15 protein-coding genes and 4 tRNA genes are annotated in these 22,978 nt (G+C 45.8%); 12 read left to right on the forward strand and 7 right to left on the reverse strand.

All coding sequences use genetic code 11. The features are described from left to right. Positions 1-107: 107 nt before the first annotated feature. Positions 108-923, reverse strand: coding sequence for an SAM hydrolase/SAM-dependent halogenase family protein (locus tag A4R26_RS21440; RefSeq protein WP_081168271.1), 816 nt, complete (start codon positions 921-923; stop codon positions 108-110). Between the two features lie 117 nt (positions 924-1,040). Then, the gene (locus A4R26_RS21445) at positions 1,041-1,847 is read right to left on the reverse strand and encodes an SDR family oxidoreductase (RefSeq protein WP_081168274.1); all 807 of its coding nucleotides are present in this window, start codon (positions 1,845-1,847) and stop codon (positions 1,041-1,043) included. A gap of 233 nt (positions 1,848-2,080) precedes the next feature. On the opposite strand from A4R26_RS21445, the gene A4R26_RS21450 reads away from it, so the two are divergent. The 8 genes from A4R26_RS21450 (at position 2,081) to A4R26_RS21485 (ending at position 10,617) form a co-directional block, all read left to right on the forward strand. Continuing rightward, a tRNA-Lys gene (locus tag A4R26_RS21450) sits at positions 2,081-2,153 on the forward strand. A gap of 135 nt (positions 2,154-2,288) precedes the next feature. After that, a tRNA-Lys gene (locus A4R26_RS21455) sits at positions 2,289-2,361 on the forward strand. Between the two features lie 135 nt (positions 2,362-2,496). Further along, a tRNA-Lys gene (locus A4R26_RS21460) sits at positions 2,497-2,569 on the forward strand. A 135-nt stretch (positions 2,570-2,704) separates the two neighbouring features. Further along, positions 2,705-2,777, forward strand: a tRNA-Lys gene (locus A4R26_RS21465). A gap of 901 nt (positions 2,778-3,678) precedes the next feature. Beyond that, on the forward strand, positions 3,679-7,077 hold the full coding sequence (locus tag A4R26_RS21470; RefSeq protein ID WP_081168278.1) for a protein O-mannosyl-transferase family: 3,399 nt from the start codon (positions 3,679-3,681) through the stop codon (positions 7,075-7,077). A gap of 244 nt (positions 7,078-7,321) precedes the next feature. Continuing rightward, a complete protein-coding gene (locus A4R26_RS21475) occupies positions 7,322-8,419 on the forward strand; it encodes a vWA domain-containing protein (RefSeq protein ID WP_081168282.1) in 1,098 nt (365 codons plus the stop codon). A 138-nt stretch (positions 8,420-8,557) separates the two neighbouring features. After that, positions 8,558-10,078: a sigma 54-interacting transcriptional regulator gene (locus tag A4R26_RS21480; RefSeq protein ID WP_081168286.1), complete on the forward strand. Its 1,521-nt coding sequence runs from the start codon at positions 8,558-8,560 to the stop codon at positions 10,076-10,078. A 119-nt stretch (positions 10,079-10,197) separates the two neighbouring features. Further along, complete coding sequence (locus A4R26_RS21485; RefSeq protein WP_081168289.1) at positions 10,198-10,617, forward strand: SRPBCC family protein; 420 nt, start codon at positions 10,198-10,200, stop codon at positions 10,615-10,617. A gap of 375 nt (positions 10,618-10,992) precedes the next feature. On the opposite strand, the gene murB is transcribed toward A4R26_RS21485, so the two are convergent. Then, positions 10,993-12,012 (reverse strand): UDP-N-acetylmuramate dehydrogenase, encoded by a 1,020-nt coding sequence (gene murB / locus A4R26_RS21490; protein ID WP_081168292.1) that lies wholly within the window; start codon positions 12,010-12,012, stop codon positions 10,993-10,995. Positions 12,013-12,034: 22 nt separating this feature from the next. Here murB and A4R26_RS21495 point away from each other — a divergent pair, with 22 nt between their 5' ends. Together A4R26_RS21495 and A4R26_RS21500 are read left to right on the forward strand one after the other, a co-directional pair. Beyond that, entirely contained in the window at positions 12,035-12,703 is a 669-nt protein-coding gene (locus A4R26_RS21495) for an NAD(P)H-binding protein (protein WP_081168295.1), read from the forward strand. 281 nt (positions 12,704-12,984) lie between these two features. Next, positions 12,985-13,686, forward strand: coding sequence for a hypothetical protein (locus tag A4R26_RS21500; RefSeq protein ID WP_081168299.1), 702 nt, complete (start codon positions 12,985-12,987; stop codon positions 13,684-13,686). A 96-nt stretch (positions 13,687-13,782) separates the two neighbouring features. Here the strand turns inward: A4R26_RS21500 and priA are convergent, their stop codons facing one another. From priA to A4R26_RS21520, 3 genes are all read right to left on the reverse strand, one after another. After that, positions 13,783-16,248, reverse strand: a complete 2,466-nt coding sequence (gene priA, locus A4R26_RS21505; protein WP_081168302.1) for a replication restart helicase PriA — start codon at positions 16,246-16,248, stop codon at positions 13,783-13,785. Between the two features lie 285 nt (positions 16,249-16,533). After that, positions 16,534-17,283, reverse strand: coding sequence for a lysophospholipid acyltransferase family protein (locus tag A4R26_RS21515; RefSeq protein ID WP_081168309.1), 750 nt, complete (start codon positions 17,281-17,283; stop codon positions 16,534-16,536). A 174-nt stretch (positions 17,284-17,457) separates the two neighbouring features. Beyond that, positions 17,458-17,970 carry a DUF4258 domain-containing protein gene (locus A4R26_RS21520; protein ID WP_081168312.1) on the reverse strand — a complete coding sequence of 171 codons (513 nt, stop codon included), beginning with the start codon at positions 17,968-17,970 and terminating at the stop codon, positions 17,458-17,460. 260 nt (positions 17,971-18,230) lie between these two features. Between A4R26_RS21520 and mtaB the strand changes: the two genes are divergently transcribed. Further along, positions 18,231-19,523 (forward strand): tRNA (N(6)-L-threonylcarbamoyladenosine(37)-C(2))-methylthiotransferase MtaB, encoded by a 1,293-nt coding sequence (gene mtaB / locus A4R26_RS21525; RefSeq protein ID WP_081168314.1) that lies wholly within the window; start codon positions 18,231-18,233, stop codon positions 19,521-19,523. Positions 19,524-19,604: 81 nt separating this feature from the next. Here mtaB and A4R26_RS21530 read toward each other — a convergent pair whose 3' ends face one another. Further along, positions 19,605-20,165 (reverse strand): DNA-3-methyladenine glycosylase I, encoded by a 561-nt coding sequence (locus tag A4R26_RS21530; protein WP_081168318.1) that lies wholly within the window; start codon positions 20,163-20,165, stop codon positions 19,605-19,607. Between the two features lie 281 nt (positions 20,166-20,446). Here A4R26_RS21530 and A4R26_RS21535 point away from each other — a divergent pair, with 281 nt between their 5' ends. Beyond that, positions 20,447-21,886: a hybrid sensor histidine kinase/response regulator gene (locus A4R26_RS21535; protein WP_081168321.1), complete on the forward strand. Its 1,440-nt coding sequence runs from the start codon at positions 20,447-20,449 to the stop codon at positions 21,884-21,886. Positions 21,887-22,978 lie beyond the last annotated feature (1,092 nt).

Consider the following 22,978-nt stretch of genomic DNA (forward strand, 5'->3'; position numbering starts at 1 on the left):
CTTTAAATATAAGAAGCCATGATGCTCAGTGACAATTTGTGTATTATTTTTTGTCAGGGTATTCATGAAGAAGGAAGAAACATTTTGTATAACGTATTGTTCACGGTTTATCCAAAATGGATCTTCACCGTTTGATAGAAGAGGCGGCTCTGGTGTTGTTGCGCCTGCTCGGTGAAGCCCTGCAAGCCGAACAGTCCGGCGGCATTGCCCTTATTGATAGCGATCTCCAGATAGCCGGCGGCGTTGAAGAGTGCGAGCTTTTCGCCTTCAGGCACATCGGCATAGGTTTCGGCAATTTTATCGATCACTTCATTTCGCTTAAACACGATCCTGAAGCGGCGGCCCTTGCGATGCTCTTCAAACTGTTCGCGGGTGATATTGACCACTATATTCTCGAAATGATCGATGAAGATGATCTGTCCCTCCATCCAGTTCTCGCCAAATAGCGGGCGTAAATGGTTCTTTTCGATAAAAGGAACATCGGGCATGCCAATATCCTGCAATCCGGCCCCGGTATGCAGTTGCTGAACTGCCTCTCCCATCACCTGGGTTAAATACAGGGTATTTTTTATAGCCTTGGGATCGAGCGGTAAACCGATGATCATTTCGGGTTTCTCTTCCAGGATCATCGTGAGCAACCCGTTATCGGCGCATAAAATATATTGTTCGCGGTGCCAGGCTAGTAATAGCTGCTCGGGCCTTTTTTCAAACAGGTTTATCAGCAGCAGGTGAAATGTATGGGAAGGGAACTGTTTTATGGTATTACGGCAGATATAGGCTGCCTGCGGATAATTGAACGGGGAAATGCTATGCGATACATCTATCAGGTTAAACGACGGATCGATCTGCAATAGCCGGCCTTTTACTGCACCCACCAGGTAGTCTTGCATACCGAAATCAGAAGTGAGGGTTAGTAAAGGCATTTAAGAAATTAAGAATTAAAAATTAAGAATGAGAAATGAGAAAGGTAAAGTACAATCAGTAAGATGAGAAATGAAAAATCCTTTTTCATTTTTAATTTTTCATTTCTCATTAGTCATTTATTTCGAAAGCTGATCTCCTTTAAAAAAGAATTTATACACCAGCTTGTCTGTCAGCGAGGGAAAGAGTTTGTTCATAAAGATCGTTCTTTTACCATTAAAGGTAAGAACAAGCGTACGCTTACGATGTTCGATGGCTTTCAGGATCTCACGTGAACATGCTTCAGCAGACATGAGTGTGGCTTCATCGAGCGGCGATTCACCCTGGGGCTTACCCTGTTCATTCAATGCTACGTTGCGGATATTGGAAGCCGTAAAGCCCGGACAAACCCACATAACATGCACGCCTGAATGTAATAATTCGGTACGGATGGCTTCGAGCCAGCCCTGCAGGGCAAATTTTGATGCAGAATAAGCGGCGCGGCCAGGCAATCCCCTGTAGCCGGCAATGGAAGAAACCCCCACTATGGTGCCTTTACGTTCGAGAATGGAAGGTAAGGCGTATTTGGTGCAATACACGGAACCGAAAAAGTTTACATCCATCACTTTTTTGATCACCTCTATATCGGCATCGTTGAATAAAGCCCGCATGCTGATGCCGGCGTTGTTGATAAGGATATCGATACCACCGAAGGTTTTGATGGTAGATTCAATAAAGCGTTTACAGTCGGCTTCTTTACTCACATCGCAGGTGATGGTATGCAGCATTACATTGGCGTGCTGCAGTTGCAGTGTGTACAGTTTGTCATAATTACGAGCGCAGGTAGCCACTTTTGCACCTGCGGCAATGCATGCGTCGACCAGCGCCTTTCCTATTCCTTCGCTTCCACCCGTTATAGCTACAACCTTATCTTTTAAAAATGACATAGCGTTACTTTTGTAGGTACAAAAATAGCGGAGTTAACCCGCTGAAAAAATACAAGTTGAAGAAATAGTTCAGGATTTTTTTTCAAAAAATTTGGTGTGATTTGAATTTCCCCTATTTTTGCACTCCCAAAATAAACGCAACGCTACGAAAGCGGCAAAAGTAAGAGAATGAAGGAGTTGGGGGGTTAAATTTGGGAAAAAGCTCTTGGAATATTTAAAAACTTTATAAGGTTGAACTCGTAGCTCAGTTGGTAGAGCATTACACTTTTAATGTAGGGGTCCTGGGTTCGAGTCCCAGCGGGTTCACAAAAAATGCAGAGGCTATCAAAACCGGTAGCCTCTTTTTTTTAAAGTTAAAATAGCCGGCAGCTCCTTTCGATGGCTATCGGGGCGTGGGTTCGGAAAGTTCTTAAACGATAGGCGTAAGTTATTCATAAAATTGAACTCGTAGCTCAGTTGGTAGAGCATTACACTTTTAATGTAGGGGTCCTGGGTTCGAGTCCCAGCGGGTTCACAAAAAATGCAGAGGCTATCAAAACCGGTAGCCTCTTTTTTTTAAAGTTAAAATAGCCGGCAGCTCCTTTCGATGGCTATCGGGGCGTGGGTTCGGAAAGTTCTTAAACGATAGGCGTAAGTTATTCATAAAATTGAACTCGTAGCTCAGTTGGTAGAGCATTACACTTTTAATGTAGGGGTCCTGGGTTCGAGTCCCAGCGGGTTCACAAAAAATGCAGAGGCTATCAAAACCGGTAGCCTCTTTTTTTTAAAGTTAAAATAGCCGGCAGCTCCTTTCGATGGCTATCGGGGCGTGGGTTCGGAAAGTTCTTAAACGATAGGCGTAAGTTATTCATAAAATTGAACTCGTAGCTCAGTTGGTAGAGCATTACACTTTTAATGTAGGGGTCCTGGGTTCGAGTCCCAGCGGGTTCACAGAAAATTAAAAAGCTATCAGAAATGGTAGCTTTTTTCATTAAATGGTATCTCTTCAACTGCTCCTGACTTTCCTTTGCCGATCTTTTAGCAGCTTCCGGTATTCGCACCATGATAATGTAATCTCTTTGGGTCCTTTGTGCCCATCGTGAACCACCATCCTTCTTACATCGCCAAAGGTTTTCGACCGTACGAAGGTATAGACGGAACATAGCAAATCATAAAAGTACATCAACAATACCCTTACAGATTGAGGAAAAAACACCGGAAGGAAATTATCTGGAAAATTTTCCGTACCAATAATTCCTCACCTATAAATCCAACTATACATCGTCGTTACCAACATCAATTAAGTCACAAAATTTCTTATTTTTTAATTACACCATTTTCAACTTTAATTTTCGTTCATTTGCAAAAAGTGTAACTCGTACCTGTAAACGTTACACTGAGACCAAATAACCTTATCGTGATGAAATCCGCCCGTTACGCTGACCACCGGTACAACAAACGCAACTGCTTTTGCCATTACATTAGGACAGTAATTGCCTATTTTTAAAAAAGGCTGTATTCCTGAATTGGATACCTGCCTTAAGTATTAAAATTTTGCAATTGCACCAGCTTCCGGGTTGGTGCCCTTACCATCTCAACAGGGCACCCCAATCCCCGCTGTTTTCACCATGCAACCTGTTCACCATGTAGTCGTTACGGGCATAATCCTCTACTTCACGGGCGTCTTTCTTCAAAAAATATCTTCCCCTCCGGCTCCACCCTGCCAAATTACGCTCCCCTTTAGGGTATTAAGGGGTATAACCCCCAAATAATCTAACAGTTAACTTAAACTTTGACCCTGAAACTTAAAACATAGAACTTATATTTGCCCATTCTTTTAAACCAACACTTTATGAATTTTAACCGAGTGAACAACATAGTGGGTTGGATTGTGTGCCTGATTGCGTGTAGCGTGTACGTCCTCACTATGGAACCAACCGGCAGTTTCTGGGACTGCGGTGAATTTATCAGCAGTGCCTATAAACTCCAGATCCCCCACCCGCCCGGCGCCCCGCTCTTTATCCTGCTGGGCCGCTTTTTCATCGTCCTTTTTGGCGACAATCCCGCCAATGCCGCACTCGGCGTGAATTTCATGAACGCCATCGCCAGTGGGTTCACCATATTGTTCCTCTTCTGGACCATCACCCATTTTGCCCGCAAACTGGTAAAAATAGATGGAACCGACTATTCTCAACAACAACTGATCACCATTATGGGTGCCGGCGCCGTGGGCGCCCTGGCCTATACTTTTTCCGATTCTTTCTGGTACAGCGCCGCAGAAGGTGAGGTGTACGCCCTGTCGTCCCTGTTCACCGCCGTGGTTTTCTGGGCCATTTTGAAATGGGAACACGAGGTTGACCAGGAAAGCAAAACCGACGGCCATAGATTTTCCCGCGCCGACCGCTGGTTGATATTTATATTTTATATGATGGGTTTGTCGATAGGGGTGCACTTATTGAACCTGTTGACCATTCCCGCCATTGTAATGGTATATTATTTCAAACGTTATAAAGTTACCCGCCGGGGTATCATTGCCGCCTTCTTACTTGGCTGCGTTATCACCGGCCTGGTACAGGTAGCCATCATTCAATGGTCAATTAAGGGCGCCGGTCAGTTCGATATCTTCTTCGTGAACAGCCTGGGTACCCCCTTCTTTGTTGGTTTCGGTACCTACTTTGTACTGCTGACCATTTTGCTGATATTCGGTCTCCGGTTCACCGAAGCCCAGGTGAAGAAGTTCACCGTCTTCCCTGTTTGGTTATCGGCCATCGTATTGCTGTTCTGTTTCCCTTTCATTCACTCAGCCGGCACCTTTATTGCCCTGGTATTGGGCCTGGGTGTACTTATCGCTATTTGCTACTACTCAAAAGATAATATCATTTCATTTTTGAAGATCGGCCTCTGGTCGGCCATCTTCCTCATCCTGGGTTATTCAACCTATTTCACTACCCTGGTACGGTCATCGGCCAACCCTTCGGTAGACATGTACAATGTTGATAACCCGGTGAGCCTTGTTGGTTACCTGAGCCGTGAGCAATATGGCGACTGGCCGGTGGCATATGGACCCGACTTCGTTTACCGCTCGCCCTTCGTAACTACCGGCGACCTGTATGTAAAAGGAGAAGACAAATACGTGGTAGCCGGTAAAACCCGTAAACAGGACTTCAGCGCCAAACCTTCGGAAGAAGATAAACAACAGCTGGCACAACAACACCCCGACTGGGATGTAGATAAAATAGGCCCGCACATTTTCCCGCGGATGTGGGATAATGGCAACGAGCGCAACCAGGAGTATGTATACCGCACCTTTGGTGGTTTGTCGGCCGATGAACAACCAGGCTTTATGAACAACATCCGGTACTTCCTCGATTACCAGTTCCGCTGGATGTACTGGCGTTATTTCATGTGGAATTTTGCCGGTAAACAAAACGACCTGCAGGGCTTTGGCAACCGCCGTGATGGTAACTGGAACAGCGGCATCAACTTTATCGATAAAAACATATTCGGCCATAGCACGCCTGCCGAACTGCCCGAAACGGCCGGTTCAAAGAACAAAGCCAATAACAAATTATTCTTCCTGCCATTTATATTGGGCGTATTAGGATTTTTATTCCAGTTGAACCGCAACAAACGCGACTGGCTTATCAACTTCCTGTTATTCTTCTTTACCGGTTTGGCCATCGTCATTTATCTGAACCAAAGCGGCCAGCAACCACGTGAACGTGATTATGCGTATGTGGGCTCGTTCTATGCATTTGCCGTTTGGATCGGCCTTGGCGTAATTTGGGTACGCGAGCAACTAAGCCGTTACCTCAAAGGGCCTGTTACCGATTACCTGGCATTGGGCGTTTGCTTACTGGCAGTACCGGTACTGATGGCTTCACAGGAATGGGACGACCATGACCGTAGCAAAAAAACACTGGCCCGCGACATTGGTAAAGATTACCTCCAAAGCTGCGCCAAAGAAGGTATCCTTATTTCATTTGGCGATAACGACACCTACCCCCTCTGGTATGCGCAGGAAGTGGAAAAAAACCGTCTCGACCTGCGGGTGATCAACTACAGCCTGTTGGGTACCGACTGGTACATCAATGAGCTGCGTTACAAAGTGAATGAAAGCGCGCCAACCGATGTGATCTTCACCCCCGAACAAATTCAGGGCGATAAAAGGAATGTGGTGTTCACGGCATCTTACCTCAGCCGCATGGGTTATAACGCTCCGCTGGCCGGGTTCGATCAAAATAAATACTACGACCTGTACGACCTGCTGAAGAACGTTACCGGCAGCGATGACCCCAAATACACCATGCAAATGAATGAAGAGGATTTTGGGAACATTCTGCCCGTTAACAAAGTGAGCGTTCCGGTTGATGTGGAATGGGTGAAAAAGAATATCCCGCTCAATCCCGGCGACAGCGTGGTAAGCGAACTGAAACTCGACATTAAACGAAGCTACCTGCAAAAGAATGACCTGGCTGTGCTGGCCATTATTGCCGGTAATAAATGGAAACGTCCGATTTACTTCACCTCTACACAGGAGCTGGAAGACCTGGGCCTCGAGAAATACGTACGTATGGAAGGCCTTGCTTACCGCCTTGTACCTGTTGAAGGCACCAACGTGCAGCTGGATGTATCGTACAAAAACGTGATGGAAAATTTTGCATATGGCAACGCCGGCAAACCAAATGTTTACTTCGACGAAGAGAACCGCCGCCACCTGAACAGCCTTCGCCAGGCGCATGCCTTCCTGGGCATGGCGCTTGTTGATGCCGGTAAAACCGACTCGGCACGCAAAGAACTGCGCAAATACGATAGCCAGGTGCGGGAAGAAAATATTCCTTATGGCATGACGTCGAACCGCGGCAACTTCCACAACCGGGTTACCATGACGTATTTATATGCTGCTTACCGCAGCGGCGATATGGAACTGGCTAAAAAAGTGGGCAAATCGGTTAAAACCGATCTGGAACAGCAGATGAAATATTACCGCTCGCTCGGTGATGGAGGTGCGAATAATGAAACACTGGCACTGAACGCCATGAACTATATGAATGGCAAAGGCGGCATATTGTCAGAAAAACAGGAAGTGTTCGCACAGGACATCGTTTCTTCCTACCAGATGATGATGCAGATGGCCGATTGGGAAAAACAGTTTGGCGGCGGCGCAGGCCAAAGCCCTGTTGAGAATGCCCCTGCCAACCTGCAAAATGCAGCGGACTCTCAGAAAGCGGTAGATACCGTGAATAAATAAGTATATATCAACCAGTCAGTACAGCAGTGCCACGTCTCAAAGACGTGGCACTGCTGTTTTAAGGGCGTACTCAACAATTCCTACCCTTCTTTGTTGTAGTGTTAACATTAATTACTTACCTCACCGAATGAATATTAATGCTTAAATTGGGTTAGGTCCCCGAAAAAAGTAAGGCGTGCCGCTGTTATTGGGGCGACTCAAATGAACTGTGGCACGGTTATTCAGCAAATAAAACAAGTAACCAGTGATAGGACACCATTTTACCAAATTCGATCCCCGTCAACAGGGCAAATCGAAATTCGAACAGTTGCTTGATGTTTTCATGCAATTGCTTACCTATACCAATGGCGATGTGAGCGAAGCACTGAACTGGATGAACCAGCTCGACAAAGAGTATGAGCTTACCAACAACGAATATGGCATGGGCGATTTCATTGATGAGTTGAAAGAGAAAGGATACATTCAGGAAAACCAGATCAGCGGTGAAATAAAGATCACCAGCAAAACCGAACAGGGCATTCGCAAACGTTCGCTTGAAGAGATCTTCGGCAAGCTGAAGAAAACAAAACAGGGCGATCACCATACCTTTAAACCCGGTTCGGGCGATGAAGTAAATCCCGAAACCAGGCCGTTCCAGTTTGGCGATACGCTTGAACAGATCGATTTCACCACCTCCATCCTCAATGCACAGATCAATCACGGAATTGAAAGTTTCAATATGCAGGAGGATGACCTCGCCATTCGCGAAACCGATTTCAAATCGCAAACCTCTACCGTACTGATGATCGATATTTCCCATTCGATGATCCTGTATGGAGAAGACCGGATAACACCGGCAAAAAAAGTAGCGATGGCGCTCAGCGAACTCATCACAACAAAATATCCCAAAGACACGCTCGACATCGTTGTGTTTGGCAACGACGCCTGGCCGGTGGAAATAAAAGACCTCCCCTATTTACAGGTAGGCCCATACCATACCAATACCGTAGCCGGGCTGGAAATGGCCATGGATATTTTGCGCCGCCGCAAAAATCCCAACAAACAGATCTTTATGATCACAGATGGGAAACCAACCTGTTTAAAAATAGGCAAAAGGTATTACAAGAACAGTTTCGGGCTCGACAGGCGCATCACCAACCGTTGTTTGAACCTGGCCGCACAATGCAAAAAATTAAAAGTGCCTATAACCACTTTCATGATCGCCACCGATCCGTATTTGCAGCGGTTTGTACAGGAGTTCACCGAAACCAACAGCGGCAAAGCCTTCTTTGCCTCGCTCGACCGGTTGGGCGCCTTCATATTCCGCGATTTTGAAAATGGAAAAAGAAAAACAGTGTACTAGCGATTTAGGATTTTGAGATTTGGGATTTGGGATTTATTGTAATGCTGTAGTCTTAGAAATCTCAAAATCAGAAATCATAACTGCATTCGAGATACGATGACACAAAACTTAAGTAAGCGTACGAAAAGGAAATCAACTATGAGTATACCAAAAATAAAGACCCTCGGTGAACTAAAGAAAAGCGGCTATAAACCACAGTCAGTAAAAGACGAGATCAGAAAAAACCTTATCTGCAAATTACAAAAGCACGAAAGCACCTTCAGCGGTATTATAGGTTATGAAGAAACGGTAATTCCCGATGTGGAAAGAGCACTGCTTTCCCGTCATAATATATTGTTCCTTGGTTTGCGCGGACAGGCAAAAACCCGGATGGCCCGGCAAATGATAGAACTGCTCGATGAATATGTGCCGGTTATTGAAGGCAGTGAGATCAACGACGATCCGTTACATCCGATTTCGCGCCATGCCAAAGACCTGATTGCCGAACATGGCGATGCAACGCCTATTCAATGGATCCATCGCAGCGAACGCTATGGCGAGAAGCTGGCTACCCCCGACGTAAGCGTAGCCGACCTCATTGGCGACATTGACCCCATCAAGGCGGCCAATCTGCGGCTGAACTTTGCCGATGAACGAGTGATCCACTACGGCATTATCCCGCGCAGCAACCGCGGCATCTTTGTTATCAATGAAATTCCCGATCTGCAGGCGCGCATCCAGGTGGCGCTGTTCAACATCCTGGAAGAAGGCGATATACAGATCCGTGGTTTCAAATTGCGTATGCCGCTCGATATCGTGTTCATATTTACGGCCAACCCCGAAGACTATACCAACCGCGGTTCTATTGTAACGCCGTTGAAAGACCGTATCGAAAGCCAGATCCTGACACACTATCCAAAAACCATCGATACCGCGCTTACCATCACCGAGCAGGAAGCCGATATTCTGCAGGAACAAAAAAACAAGGTGCAACTGAGCGACATGGTAAAACGCCTGATAGAACAGATCTCTTTCGAGGCGCGCGCCAGCGAACTGGTAGATAAAAAAAGCGGTGTATCGGCCCGTTTGAGTATCTCGGCTTTTGAAAATGCGGTCAGCTCGGCCGAACGCCGGGCGCTGATCAATAAAGAAAACAATACACAGGTATGGATCAGCGACCTGATCGGCCTTATACCATCAATTACCGGAAAAATTGAACTGGTGTATGAAGGCGAACAGGAAGGCCCGTACCAGGTGGCTATGAACCTGCTCGATAAAGCCATTCGCTCGCAGTTCATTCAGTATTTCCCAAATCCCGAAACACTGAAGAAAAAACGCAGTCAGCAGGCGGCGGAAGAAAACCCGTATCGCAGCATTTCATCGTGGTTCGATAAAGGCAATTCACTCAACCTGCTTTTCCATACCAGGGATGAGGATAAGGTACAGCAATTGTACAAGGTAGACGGACTGCATGCGCTGGTGAAAAAGTATTTCAAACAGGCCAATGAAAAAGAAGCCGCGTTGTTGATGGAGTTTGTGCTGCACGGACTGGCCTCCTTCTCTATGATCAGCAAAAAGATCCTCGAAAGCCGTATCGAGTTCAAGGACCTTATGGGCTCCATGCTCGGCAACACCACTTCTTTTAGCGACGAGGAGCTGGAAAGCGACGACTTTAATTAATTACGAATATTGAATTTCCAATTTTGAATGTTGAAGTGAAGACCCGGAATACGGGATCGCCACTTCAACATTCAACTCTTCGGGCATTATACCAGGATACTACAATTAAAATCCGATACATGGCGATACTCACCACTGCTGTCACCATCGATGCACCAGCCAATAAAGTATTTGAAGCACTTACGCAACCCGCGCTGGTTCAACAATGGCAATTTGGTAAAACGGTACACACAAACTGGGTGGTAGGAGAAACCATAAAATTTATTGCAGAACATGAAGGCAGGGTGCAGGAGCAATGGGGAACAATATTAGACATACGCGCCAACGAATTGCTGAAGTATAATTTGTTCACTCCTGCACCAGGTATTGAAGACAAACAGGAGAACTATAATATCACGAGCTACATACTCACAAACGATAATGGTAAAACGCAAATACAGCTTATTCAGGTAGACAACCGGCCATTTGGCTTTGTACCGGCAACGTTAAAGCCAATACTGGTGGCGTTGAAGAAGGTGGTGGAGGGGAATATTCATTAAACGTTCAGGGCAAATAAAAAAGCACACCTGAATAAACAAGTGTGCTGCACAATTATATGACAACCGGCTTAACTGTTTAACAACTCTTTAGGGAAGCCGTATTTTTCAAATACTTCTTAAGCTCGATCTACCTTTTTAACCACGAAAGGATCATTAGTATAATCTCTCACTGTAAGGTACATCACCTTATCGCTTATCTCACTTACCTTTTTATACTTTTTTTCTTACCTGGCATTTTCAGCATTATTAAATAAAATATATATTTTTTCTTCTAACTCCAAAACCCATATAATTCATTCCAGATTCCGGCAAAGAAAAGAAATAACCAATTTCAATCAACGTTAGTGTAATAACTACAACTTACATTTTATCCCCCTACACCACATTAACTTCCCTTTCCAGGTGCACACCAAATTTCGCGTGCACGCTTTTCATTACGTCTTCGCTCAGGTCATAAATTTCCTGACCGGTGGCATTGCCATAATTTACCAGTACAAGCGCCTGCTTTTCGTGCACCCCGGCATCGCCACGGCGGTAACCTTTCCAGCCGCTTTGTTCTATCAGCCAGCCGGCCGCCAATTTCACCGTTCCATCGGCGTTGGAATAGCCAACTATATTGGGGTATTGTATTTTTAACTGCGTATATACATCCGCTGTAACCGAAGGGTTCTTGAAAAAACTTCCGGCATTACCGATCTTTGCCGGATCGGGCAGTTTGGAGCTGCGGATATTGATCACCGCCTGCGATACCGCCTGGATGCTTACCTGTTGCACCCCCATGCGCTCCAGTTCCTGTTCAATAGCGCCATAGCTGGTATTGAACTTTGGTACTTTGTTCAGGCGATAGGTAACATTCAAAATAACGTACTGGTTGCGGTACTTTCCCTTGAACACGCTTTCGCGGTAACCAAACGCACAATCGCCGGCCTTGAATACATGCATTTCTTTGTCATGTATATGAAACGCCTCCAGTTCCTCGAAAACCTCTTTTATTTCCACCCCATAAGCGCCTATGTTCTGCATGGGACTGGCGCCTACACAACCGGGGATCAGCGACAGGTTCTCTACCCCGGCCCAATTCTGTTTCAGACAAAACTGAACAAAGCCATGCCAGTTCTCCCCTGCGCCGGCCTTTACATAAACATGACCGGCATCTTCCTTTACAACCGATAAACCCGGAATTTCGTTTTTCAGCACCAGGCCGCTCACATGATCTTTAAACAGCATATTGCTGCCGCCGCCTAAAATAAGGGGATCTTTTCCCGGAATGGGATTGTCTTCGATCAATACTTTTAATTCTTCACTTGAAGTAAAGGTGGCAAACAGGCTGGCTATTGCGTCAATACCCAGTGTGTTGTATTGCCGGAGCGGAATATTTTGTTGAATTTGCGTCATCAGCAGGGCAAAATAACAAATTATGCATCGAAAAACCGCCGTTGTATTGGGCGCTACCGGATTAATTGGTGGGCACCTGGTACAGGAACTGTTAGAAAATGAATTTTTCAGCAAGGTGAGAATATTGACACGCAGACCCATTACCCTTAATCATCCCAAAGCCGAGGTTCAGGTGGTTAATTTTAATGATGAAAAAGACATTGCAGCCAGAATAGATATCGGCGATGTGATCTTTTGCGCCATTGGTACCACGCGAAAAAAAGTAAAGGGCAATAAGACCGAATACCGCAAGGTCGATTATGATATTCCCATCATCACCGCCCGGCTGGGCGTTCAGCATGGCTTCAATCAATTTTTACTGGTGTCAGCTATTGGCGCCAATCCGCTCGCGGCCAATTTTTACCTGCAACTAAAAGGCTGTATCGAGGAAGACATAACCGCGCTTCCCTTCGAATGCATTCATATTTTCAGGCCGTCGGTGCTCATGGGCAAAAGAGAAGAATTCAGGCTGGGTGAAAAGATCGGCGAAAGCATTATGAAAGCAGTTTCATTCCTGTTATTGGGCGGCTGGCGCAAATACAAACCCATCGCCGCCGCCGATGTTGCGAAATCGATGGTAGCCGCCGCCAATAAAGAAACACCGGGCGTACATATGTATGAGTATGACGAAATGAAAAAACTAATTTGCTAATGTGATAATTAGCTAATGTGCGAATTCTTCGGTTCGAAGCTCATGCTTTTTCCAAATTATCTCTGCCTATGGCAATTTTCATGAAGGCGAATACCCTGTATTTCATTAGCAAATTAGCACATCAGCTAATTAGCACATTATCGCAGTATTTATACGATTGCAGGAAATAAAAATCGCCCCTATATTGGCGGAAAGTTTAATACTTTAAAATACTTATATTTTAAATCTATTATGCTTTACTGTTATTATTAATCATACCCTCTGAACAAACATTATTAATTATGAAAACAACGTACCTGCAATTGCCGGCGGCCGCCGTACTGGCAGCCTTTACCCTTCTTTCATGTCAGAAAGATATGTCGGGCAGATCCGGATCTGTTTCCGATCTCAACGGTTCCTCAAAAGTTACACCATTATCAACAGTTGAAATTTCCTGCGGACAACATCGCACGCAAACACAGGGCGGCTGGGGTGCAAAACCCTCAGGCAATAACCCAGGCGCTTACCTGCACGCGAATTTCGATGCCGCTTTTGGCGAGTTAACAGTTGGTTGCGCCCCGGAAAACTATTATATCAGGTTAACTTCGGCCCAGGCTGTCACCGATCTGTTGCCTACCGGCGGCAAGGCTGCGGCACTGACAGCCATCACTACCGATCCTGCATCGGTTAAGAGTGTGCTGGTTGGACAAATTGTTGCGCTTAAACTCTCCGTTGGTTTCGATTATAATGATCCCAATTTTGGCGAATCATCAGTTCCATTGGGAAAAATGATCATCGGCAGTGGAGTTTTTAAAGGTTATGCTGTTGTTGACTTCCTCAATATTGCAGAACAGGTGTTGGGCGGATGCAACACAGCATTCACTCCTGCGCAGGTCAATGAAACCGCTTCTGCGATCAATGAAAACAATGTAGACGGCAAAACCGATAACGGATTCCTGGTTTGTCCTGATGGCGGTGGCGGCGAAGATCCGATTGAATACTAATTTGTTAATATGCTAATGTGCTAATGCAACTTGGGCTTCCTGCGGAAGCCCAAGTTGCGTAATTTATTCCTGTATTTTCATTATCCCATTAGCACATTACATTGCGTCTACATCAGCTATCACTACCACATTCCTGAACCGCTTGTCGTTGTGCAGTACCGCTATCTGCTCCTGAATATAGCGTTTGCATCGTTGTATAAGCTCGCCATCCTTCGGCAGTTTTATCAGCAATTCCATCAGGAACTGGTTGCGGATGCGGTTCACCACCGGTTCTGCCGGCCCCACCAGGAATTTGCCATATTCTGCATTCAGTGCAAAGGTCATCATCTGCGCGGCAGCTTCCGCCACGCCCTTATCCTTGTGCTTGAATGTGAGTTGTATCAGCCGTGAGAATGGCGGATAAAAGAACATTTTGCGGCCTTCAATTTCCTGGTTGTAAAACATGCCGTAATCGTGCTGTTGCACAAAATACAAAACCGGGTGCTGGGTATTCGAAACCTGTATATACACTTTACCCTGTTTATCTTTACGGCCTGCGCGGCCACTCACCTGCTCCATCAGTTGAAACGCGCGTTCGTTCACCCTGAAATCGGCAAAACTAAGCAGGCTGTCGGCATCGAGGATCCCCACCAGGTTCACGTTTTCAAAATCGAGCCCCTTCACCACCATCTGGGTCCCTACAAGAATATCGAGCCGGTTCTGTTCAAACTGTTGAATTAAGTTATCGTGCGCCGTTTTACCGCGCACGCTGTCGATATCCATGCGGGCAACCCGCGCCTTCGGGAACATTTCTTCCAGTTGCTCTTCTATACGTTCGGTACCGAAATTCCTTTGTGCGAATTTATCGCTGCCGCAGGCCATACAGGCATGCACCGGCGGATATACCGTTCCGCAATAATGACAATGCAGTTTATGCGTGTTCTTGTGAAAAGTAAGCGTTACGTCGCAATACTTGCAATGCGGGATCCAGCCACAGGTTTGACAAACCTGGTAAGGCGAATACCCCCGCCTGTTCTGAAATAAGATCACCTGTTTATTTTGTTCTATCGACTGATCGATGGCCGCCTGTAACGCCGGTGAAATTATGATCTTGTTCTTATCGGCCCCGAACATGCGTTTTGTATCAACAATATCGATGGCCGGCAACTGCACCCCGCCAAACCGCTCGCCTAACATGGCCAGTCCGTACTTTTGCGATTGTGCGTTGAAGTAACTTTCTACCGACGGCGTAGCGCTGCCCAGCAACACATTGGCGTTGAATAAGGAGGCGTAATAAATAGCGCCATCACGCGCATTGTACCGCGGCGCAGGGTCCTGTTGTTTGTAAGAGGTATCGTGCTCTTCATCAACTACGATCAGTCCGAGATCGGCAAACGGCAGAAAGATCGATGAGCGGGCGCCCAGCACCACTTTCAATTCGCCGGTCTTTACTTTATTCCAGATCTCAACCCGTTCGTTCTGGTTGAATTTGCTATGATAGATGCCGATATAACCGCCAAAATGCTTTTGCAGCCGGCGGATAACCTGCGAGGTGAGTGCTATTTCGGGCAACAGGTACAACACCTGTTTTCCCTGGCGAATGTATTTTTCAATAACCCTGATGTACACCTGTGTTTTACCGCTGGCGGTAACGCCATGCAGCAGGCACACCGGTTTGCTTACCAGTTGCTCACTGATGCTTTCAAAAGCCCGTTGCTGGGCAGCCGTAAGCTCAAAATCGATCTGGATGGTGCGGGGAAGATATTGCAGGCGGTCTACCTGCCGTTTTTCGAGCCATAGGATATTCTTATCGACCAGTCCCTTAACCTGCGCATCGGAAGCGCCGCTTTTTTTCAGCAGTTCGCTTTTGGTTACCTCGCCCTGCGTTTTCATCAGGTGCAGGTAGGCAAGCAACAGCTCCATTTGCTTTTCGGCCCGCTGCAGTTTTTTATCATCGTTCAGCAGGGTAGCCAGCTCGTCTTCATTGTCGTATTTTTGGTTCAGCAGTACAAAGGTTTCTTTTTTGGGCGCCCAGGTTTCTTTGAGGGCCTCCCAAACAAAACATACCTTTTTATCGATGAGGCGTTTTATTACGGGATATACCCGGTGCGAATCAAGCACCTGCTGCACTTCGGCCAGCTTTAACTCTTTTTTGATCAACAGCGCTTCCCCTACCAGGTATTCATCATGATCGAGGGTAGAAAAGTCATCGCCAAACTCCTCATTGTACATTACCACGGTTTCACTGCTCAATTTGAAATGGGCGGGTAAGGCCGCGGCCATCACTTCGCCTTCGCTGCACATGTAGTAGCGGGCGATCCATTCCCATAATTTCAGTTGTTGTTCGAAAATAACGGGCTCTGCATCGAGCACATTGAGGATATCCTTTGCCTCGAAAGCTTCGGGTTTTTCGGTATGAAGGCGTTTTACCACGCCGGCGTATTTCTTGTTCTTCCCCAAAACAACCTCTACCCGGGCGCCTGTCCGTACCTGTTCGCGCAGCGATTCGGGCACCGACCAGGTATAGTTCTTTGGCAATGCCAGGGGAATTATGACTTCTGCATACAAAACTAAACTGCTCATTCAACGCCCAAGATACGGAAAGATAGTTGACGGGTTGACGAGTTCACAAGGGATTTCCTCTGTGTAGCGTACTTTAATAGTTGAAAACTTAATATGGTTGATATAGTTGATAGAGGGATACTGTGCATCAGGTTGACTAATAGTTAAATTGTCATAGTTCAGAAAATTTTGTTTGAGCGCAAGCGAAGGCCGGACCTGTATTACCTTTATCACCATTATCAACTCTGTCAACTTTATCAACCTGCTTTTTCCATTATCACATTATCAAATTAGCACATTAGCATATTAGCCAATTATCCACCCCGCCTTATACTCTTTCAGCTTCTGCTCCATCGCCTGCTGTACTTTTTGTTTCAACAATTCCACGTCCCTGCCCGTGAGCCCTTCCACCGGTATTTCTTTCAAAAACACCGAACGGCAGCGGCCGGGCGTTAAGCTGAAAACTGATCTGTAATGCATACGGTGAAAGGTATCCAGAAACAAGATGGGTTTTATGGGCGTTTGCGTTTCAATGGCAATGCGGAAGGCGCCATCGTATAATTCTTTCAGCGGCTTACCGGTTTCATTAAAAGTGCCTTCGGGAAAAATAAAGATCGAAATCCCCCTGCGGATCACCGATTTCAATATCCGTACGCTATTGGCCCTGTGGGCGGCACTGCTACGGTCGACCGTTACCACGGCATTGCGGTATATAAACCCGAACAGCGGCACGTTAGCGACCTCGGCTTTTCCCAGGGCGCGCACCTTTTGCCGGATGGTCTTAACGATCACCGGGGCATCGAGGTAAGATATATGATTGGCAACGAAAATGTATTGTTTTGATCTATCGTGCGGATGCTCGTAAAAATTGCGGTGCCTGATGCCGATCAGGAAGAACCAGACATCGGACCAGCAGCTGCACAACCGGTAAATGAAGTTGCCACCCCGCACCTTGCCAAAGAAGGAGGCTATCACTACCGGCGGAATTACCAGCAGCATACACAGGACAAATGTGCCCAATGCGTAAATACAATAGATCAGTCGCAGGAATCTCATGTGAGTAACAATGGGTAAACGGAATCAATAATTTAGAAAAATACTACATCTGTAATGAATAATAAGGAACGGGGATAATAATATAGAAAGTATTGAGCCGGATCAAGTTAACAGGCTCCCTTTCACTGCCTCGTTTATTCCCCTGGAGGAATGGTTGTCGGCAAACCATAACTATTACTTACAATTGCAGCTCCAGTCGGTATCGAGGTCGATTACGGTAATGACCACCATACCTCGTTTGGCAGGCGCGAAAATGATGCGCACCTGCTGGCCGTCGCGGGTGGTGCCTTCCAGCGCATATTTGGGATCGGGACGGCCGGCGGGCTCGCTTTTACGATAATTAATGCGGCCTTCGGCCAGAATTTCCTCCACTTCCGCCTCGTCGATATGGCGGCAGTCCATTCTACAGCGGGCATGTCTGGTGTAAATAAGTTTGCCGGGATGCCGGTCGATGACCCCATCGGAGCCGTTCAGGTTATTGTCTGGCGCGGGCGCACGGTCATCGCTGCTAACCGGTTTATCCGGATCTTCGGGGCCGTTGCCGCGATACCGGTTATGATGCTGCTGGCGGTGACTGCTTTTCGAATCGTTCTGATGCTGGCGGCGCTCCCGGCTGCCGGCATTATCTTCACAGGCCATTACCAAAACGCAGCAGCAGACCAGGAGGCGGGAAATTATTTGCTTCATAATGAATGGAAAAGGAAGGGCAAGTTAAGCAAATGTGCTAATGTGATCATTAGCTAATGTGCTAATGTTTCACTCCTCAGTCGTCCCTATAATTTGGAAACTCACGCGTAAGCCCGGTTTGAGCGTTAACCAGCTTCAACCTGTTGCCTCTTACATACGAGGCTGGAACCCGGAGGCTGCCATACCGCCATGCGGCCGCACAGGAAGAACCACAAACCATAAACTACAAACCACAAACAATAGTTATCTTTGCGCCCTCTATGAGCGCAAAAAAAACAGTGGCATTTCATACATTAGGTTGTAAGCTGAATTTTTCAGAGACCTCTACCCTTTCGCGTATGCTTGAAAATGAAGGGTTTGAGAAGACTGCCTTTGAAAATCATGCAGATGTGTATGTTATCAATACCTGCTCGGTAACCGATAACGCCGATAAGGAATGCCGTCAGCTGGTGCGCCGCATCCAGCGCAAAGCGCCGGAAAGCCTGGTGGTGATCACCGGCTGTTATGCCCAGTTGAAACCCAAAGAAATTGCCTCCATTCCGGGGGTTGATATGGTGTTGGGCGCTGCCGAAAAATTCAACATTGCCCAACATTTAAAAGAGCTTACCAAGGGCGACGCCACTAAAATCTGCAGTTGCGATATTGAGGAAGTAAGCGGTTTCAATTCGTCGTTCTCGATACACGACCGTACCCGTACGTTTTTGAAAGTGCAGGACGGCTGTGATTACAATTGTTCTTTCTGCACCATTCCCATGGCGCGGGGAAAAAGCCGCAGCGATCTGATCGAAGGCGTTGTGGCCAATGTAAAACAGCTGGCCGGCAATGGGGTGAAGGAGATCGTGCTTACAGGCGTGAACCTCGGCGATTTCGGGAAAGGTCCGCAAAACGATGTTGTAGCGGGCAGCCCGCGAAACCGCGAAGAGAACTTTTATGAGCTGGCCAATGCGCTCGACAAACTCGACGGCGTAGAGCGGTACCGTATATCGTCAATTGAACCAAATTTGCTTACAAATGCCATAATTGAGCTGGTAGCCAACAGCAATAGCTTTATGCCGCATTTTCATATTCCGCTGCAAAGCGGCAGCAACCGCATTCTGGGTTTAATGAGAAGAAGGTACCGCCGCGAACTGTATGCCGAACGGGTAAAACTCATAAAGACCCTGATGCCGCATGCCGCCATCGGCGTTGACGTTATCGTTGGCTTCCCGGGCGAAACCGATGAAGATTTCCAGGAAACCTTCGATTTCCTGCATGAACTCGATATAACGTATCTGCACGTATTTACTTACTCGGAAAGAGATAATACCCATGCCCTTACGCTGGGCCCGGTAGTGCCTGTGCATGTTCGTCATGAACGCAATAAAACGCTGCGTAACCTCTCTTACATGAAACAGCAATACTTCAACCAGCAGTTTTCCGGCAGCACCCGCAAAGTATTGTTTGAAGAAAACCAAAAGAACGGCATGATGGAAGGTTATACCGATAATTACATAAAGGTGGTAGCGCCGTATAAGGCAGAATGGGTAAACAAAGTTGTTGAGTGGAAATTGTAAGACTCCAATCTTTATAAGTACCAGTTATTCAGTTATTCAGTTCTGTATTAAAACTGAATAACTCAACAACTCATGAACTCATTAACTTTTCTTCGAATTCCACGCCGGTTTACTCTTCAGCACCTTCTTATAAACCGGACAGGAATTAACATGCGCGCCGGGCAGGTAGCCGGTGCTTAGCAGGAACTCGCCTACTATTTCCCCGCCCGTGAACCGGAAGGTTTTCTTAAACAGCTTTACCCATTCTTCTTTAGTCAGGGGATGATTGGCATCGAGCCAGTTTTTGAACGATCCATGCTCTTTTTGGATTTGTAAAATGTGCTTAGCGTTAGCGATAGTAGCCTCTATCTTTAGCCGGTTGCGAATAATACCGGCATCCTGCATCAGCTTTTCAACCTTTTTATCGCTGTAACGGGCTACTTTCTGAATATTGAAATCATCGAAAGCTTTAAAAAAGTTATCCTTTTTATTCAGAATGGTGGTCCAGCTTAAACCCGCCTGGTTTATTTCGAGTACCAGCCGGGCAAACAATTCATTATCGTCGTAAATGGGATAGCCATACTCTTTTTCGTGATAGTGAATGTGCACATTACCGGGTTGCATGCGTTGAACGGCTTCGCAGTAGCTGGATGGTTTTTGCATAACCACAAAAATAATGATTTGGCCAATCGGGTACTCAGCGTAAAACAGACATATACAAATGATCCCTTTTTTAAACCCGTTAAGTGATTTCCTGTATTAATAATGTATGATTATGCGAAAAAGTTTACATAAATGAAGTAGATTACATCCGGTTACAAGTAGTAAAGTGAGGCATAATTTATTGGCAAAAACTGCCATAAATTATATAAATTCACTTACAGGAAAACATGGTTAAAAGCTCTGGGAGTAGTATATTATAATACACTGCTCAAAAACATGCTATGCTAGCAACTAGCCAGCCTTTAAATATACTGGTGGTAGAGGATAACCAAAGTGATTTCGTTCTTTTTCGTGAGTACCTTAAGTTAAGTAAACTTCCCACCAACAATATTTTTCATGCCGAGCGCCTCGGCGAAGCATTACAATTATTACACGAACATCAACCCGATCTTATTTTTCTCGACCTGAGCCTTCCCGACAGCGATGGCATCAATTCATTTGTGCGTATCAATGAAGAGGCGCACCATATTTCCATCATCGTGCTTTCGGGGCTCGACGATAAACAGATTGCGCTGAACACCATTTCCCTCGGAGCGCAGGATTACCTGGTAAAAGGAGAATTCGACGACAAACTGCTGGCCAAATCTATTCAATACAGTATTGAACGGAAAAAGATATTGCAAAAGGTGGTGGAAAATTTCGAGCGGTACAACACCCTCATCAAAGCCACCAGCGATACCATCTGGGACTGGGACCTGCGCACCAATGAAGTACTTTGGAATGAAGGCATTACATCCATTTTTGGATTCGACCAGCGGTGCATTGAAAACACTATAGAGTGGCATCACCAGCATATACACACCGAAGACCGTGAGCGCATATTGCAAACCATTGACGAATGCCTGAAAGAAGGCCGCGATCACTGGCAGGAAGAATACCGGTATAAGTCGGCCAACGGCGTATATAAATTCGTGTACGACAGGGGATATATCTTAAAAACGGAACACAATAAGCCCTACCGCATCCTGGGCGCCATGATGGATATTACCGAAAGAAAGAAAATGCAGGAAGAACTGGTGCGCAGCCAGATAGAAACCCAAAAGCTCATTACCCAGGTCACTATTCAAACCCAGGAGCAGGAACGCCGCGAAATAGGCCGCGAACTGCACGACAACATCAACCAGATACTGGCCACCGCCAAATTGTGTGTGGATATGGCATTGAACGAAGAAGACCATCGCAGGGAACTGCTAAGCAAGAGTTATGAGAACATTACAAAAGCCATCAATGAGATCCGCGCACTTTCTAAAACGCTGGTGCCCCCTTCTCTTGGCGATATAGGGCTGAAAGAAGCATTGATCGAACTGATAGAGAACCTGACCGTATCGCCTGAACTAACGATCAGGATAAAGGCCAACGATCATCATATAGAAAATATGTCGAACAACAAAAAGCTTATCATGTACCGCATAGTACAGGAGCAGTTGAACAACATATTGAAACACTCCGGTGCAACCGAGGCGCTGATAGAACTAAAGACCATGAGCAACTGGCTTCACCTGAATATAAAAGACAATGGGGTTGGCTTCGATACCCGCAAAAAGAACCGCGGTATCGGGCTGAACAATATCATCAGCCGGGTGGAAATGCAAAATGGAAAAATGGAGATAATCAGTGAGCCGGGAAAAGGATGTACGTTGAAAATTGAGATACCTGGTTAGCAGGTTACTATGGAGTGGTGTGTAGCCTGGGAGATATAAAGAAACGGTTTATGGTTTATGGTTTGTTGTTTGTGGTTGCTGCCGCGCTTTGAGGTTCGAAAGTAATTTTGAGCTCGCGATAAATGAACAACAAACCATAAACAACAAACAACAAACTGTTAGTTATAATCTCGTTCTAACATTTGTCAGGAAAATACTTTTTTAAAAACATCCTGCAATAATTCGAAAGTGAGTTGTTTATGGTTGCTGCCGCGCTTTGAGGCTCGAAAGTAATTTTGAGCTCGCGATAAATGAACAACAAACCACAAACTACAAACCACAAACTGTTAGTTATAATCTCGTTCTAACATTTGTCAGGAAAATACTTTTTTAAAAACATCCTGCAATAATTCGGAAGTGAGTTGTTTATGGTTGCTGCCGCGCTTTGAGGCTCGAAAGTAATTTTGAGCTCGCGATAAATGAACAACAAACCACAAACTACAAACCACAAACTGTTAGTTATAATCTCGTTCTAACATTTGTCAGGAAAATACTTTTTTAAAAACATCCTGCAATAATTCGGAAGTGAGTTGTTTATGGTTGCTGCCGCGCTTTGAGGCTCGAAAGTAATTTTGAGCTCGCGATAAATGAACAACAAACCACAAACTACAAACCACAAACTGTTAGTTATAATCTCGTTCTAACATTTGTCAGGAAAATACTTTTTTAAAAACATCCTGCAATAATTCGAAAGTGAGTTGTTTATGGTTGCTGCCGCGCTTTGAGGCTCGAAAGTAATTTTTAGTTCGCGATTAAACAACAATAAACCATTCCAGTTTATGGTTTATTGTTTGTAGTTTATGGTTGCTGCCGCGCTTTGAGGTCCGAAAGTAAATTTGAGCTCGCGATTAAACAACAATAAACCATAAACAACAAACTATAAACTGTTACCTATACTCTCATTTAATACTTATCAGGAAGTATTTCTTCAAAATATCCTGCAACAAGTTATGAATGGATTATGGTTGCTGCCGCGCTTTGAGGCCCGAAAGTAATTTTTAGTTCGCGATAAATGAACAACAAACCACAAACCACAAACTGTTACCTATACTC

Origin of the sequence: Niastella populi, from assembly GCF_002078015.1 — a bacterium.
Lineage (GTDB): Bacteria > Bacteroidota > Bacteroidia > Chitinophagales > Chitinophagaceae > Niastella > Niastella populi.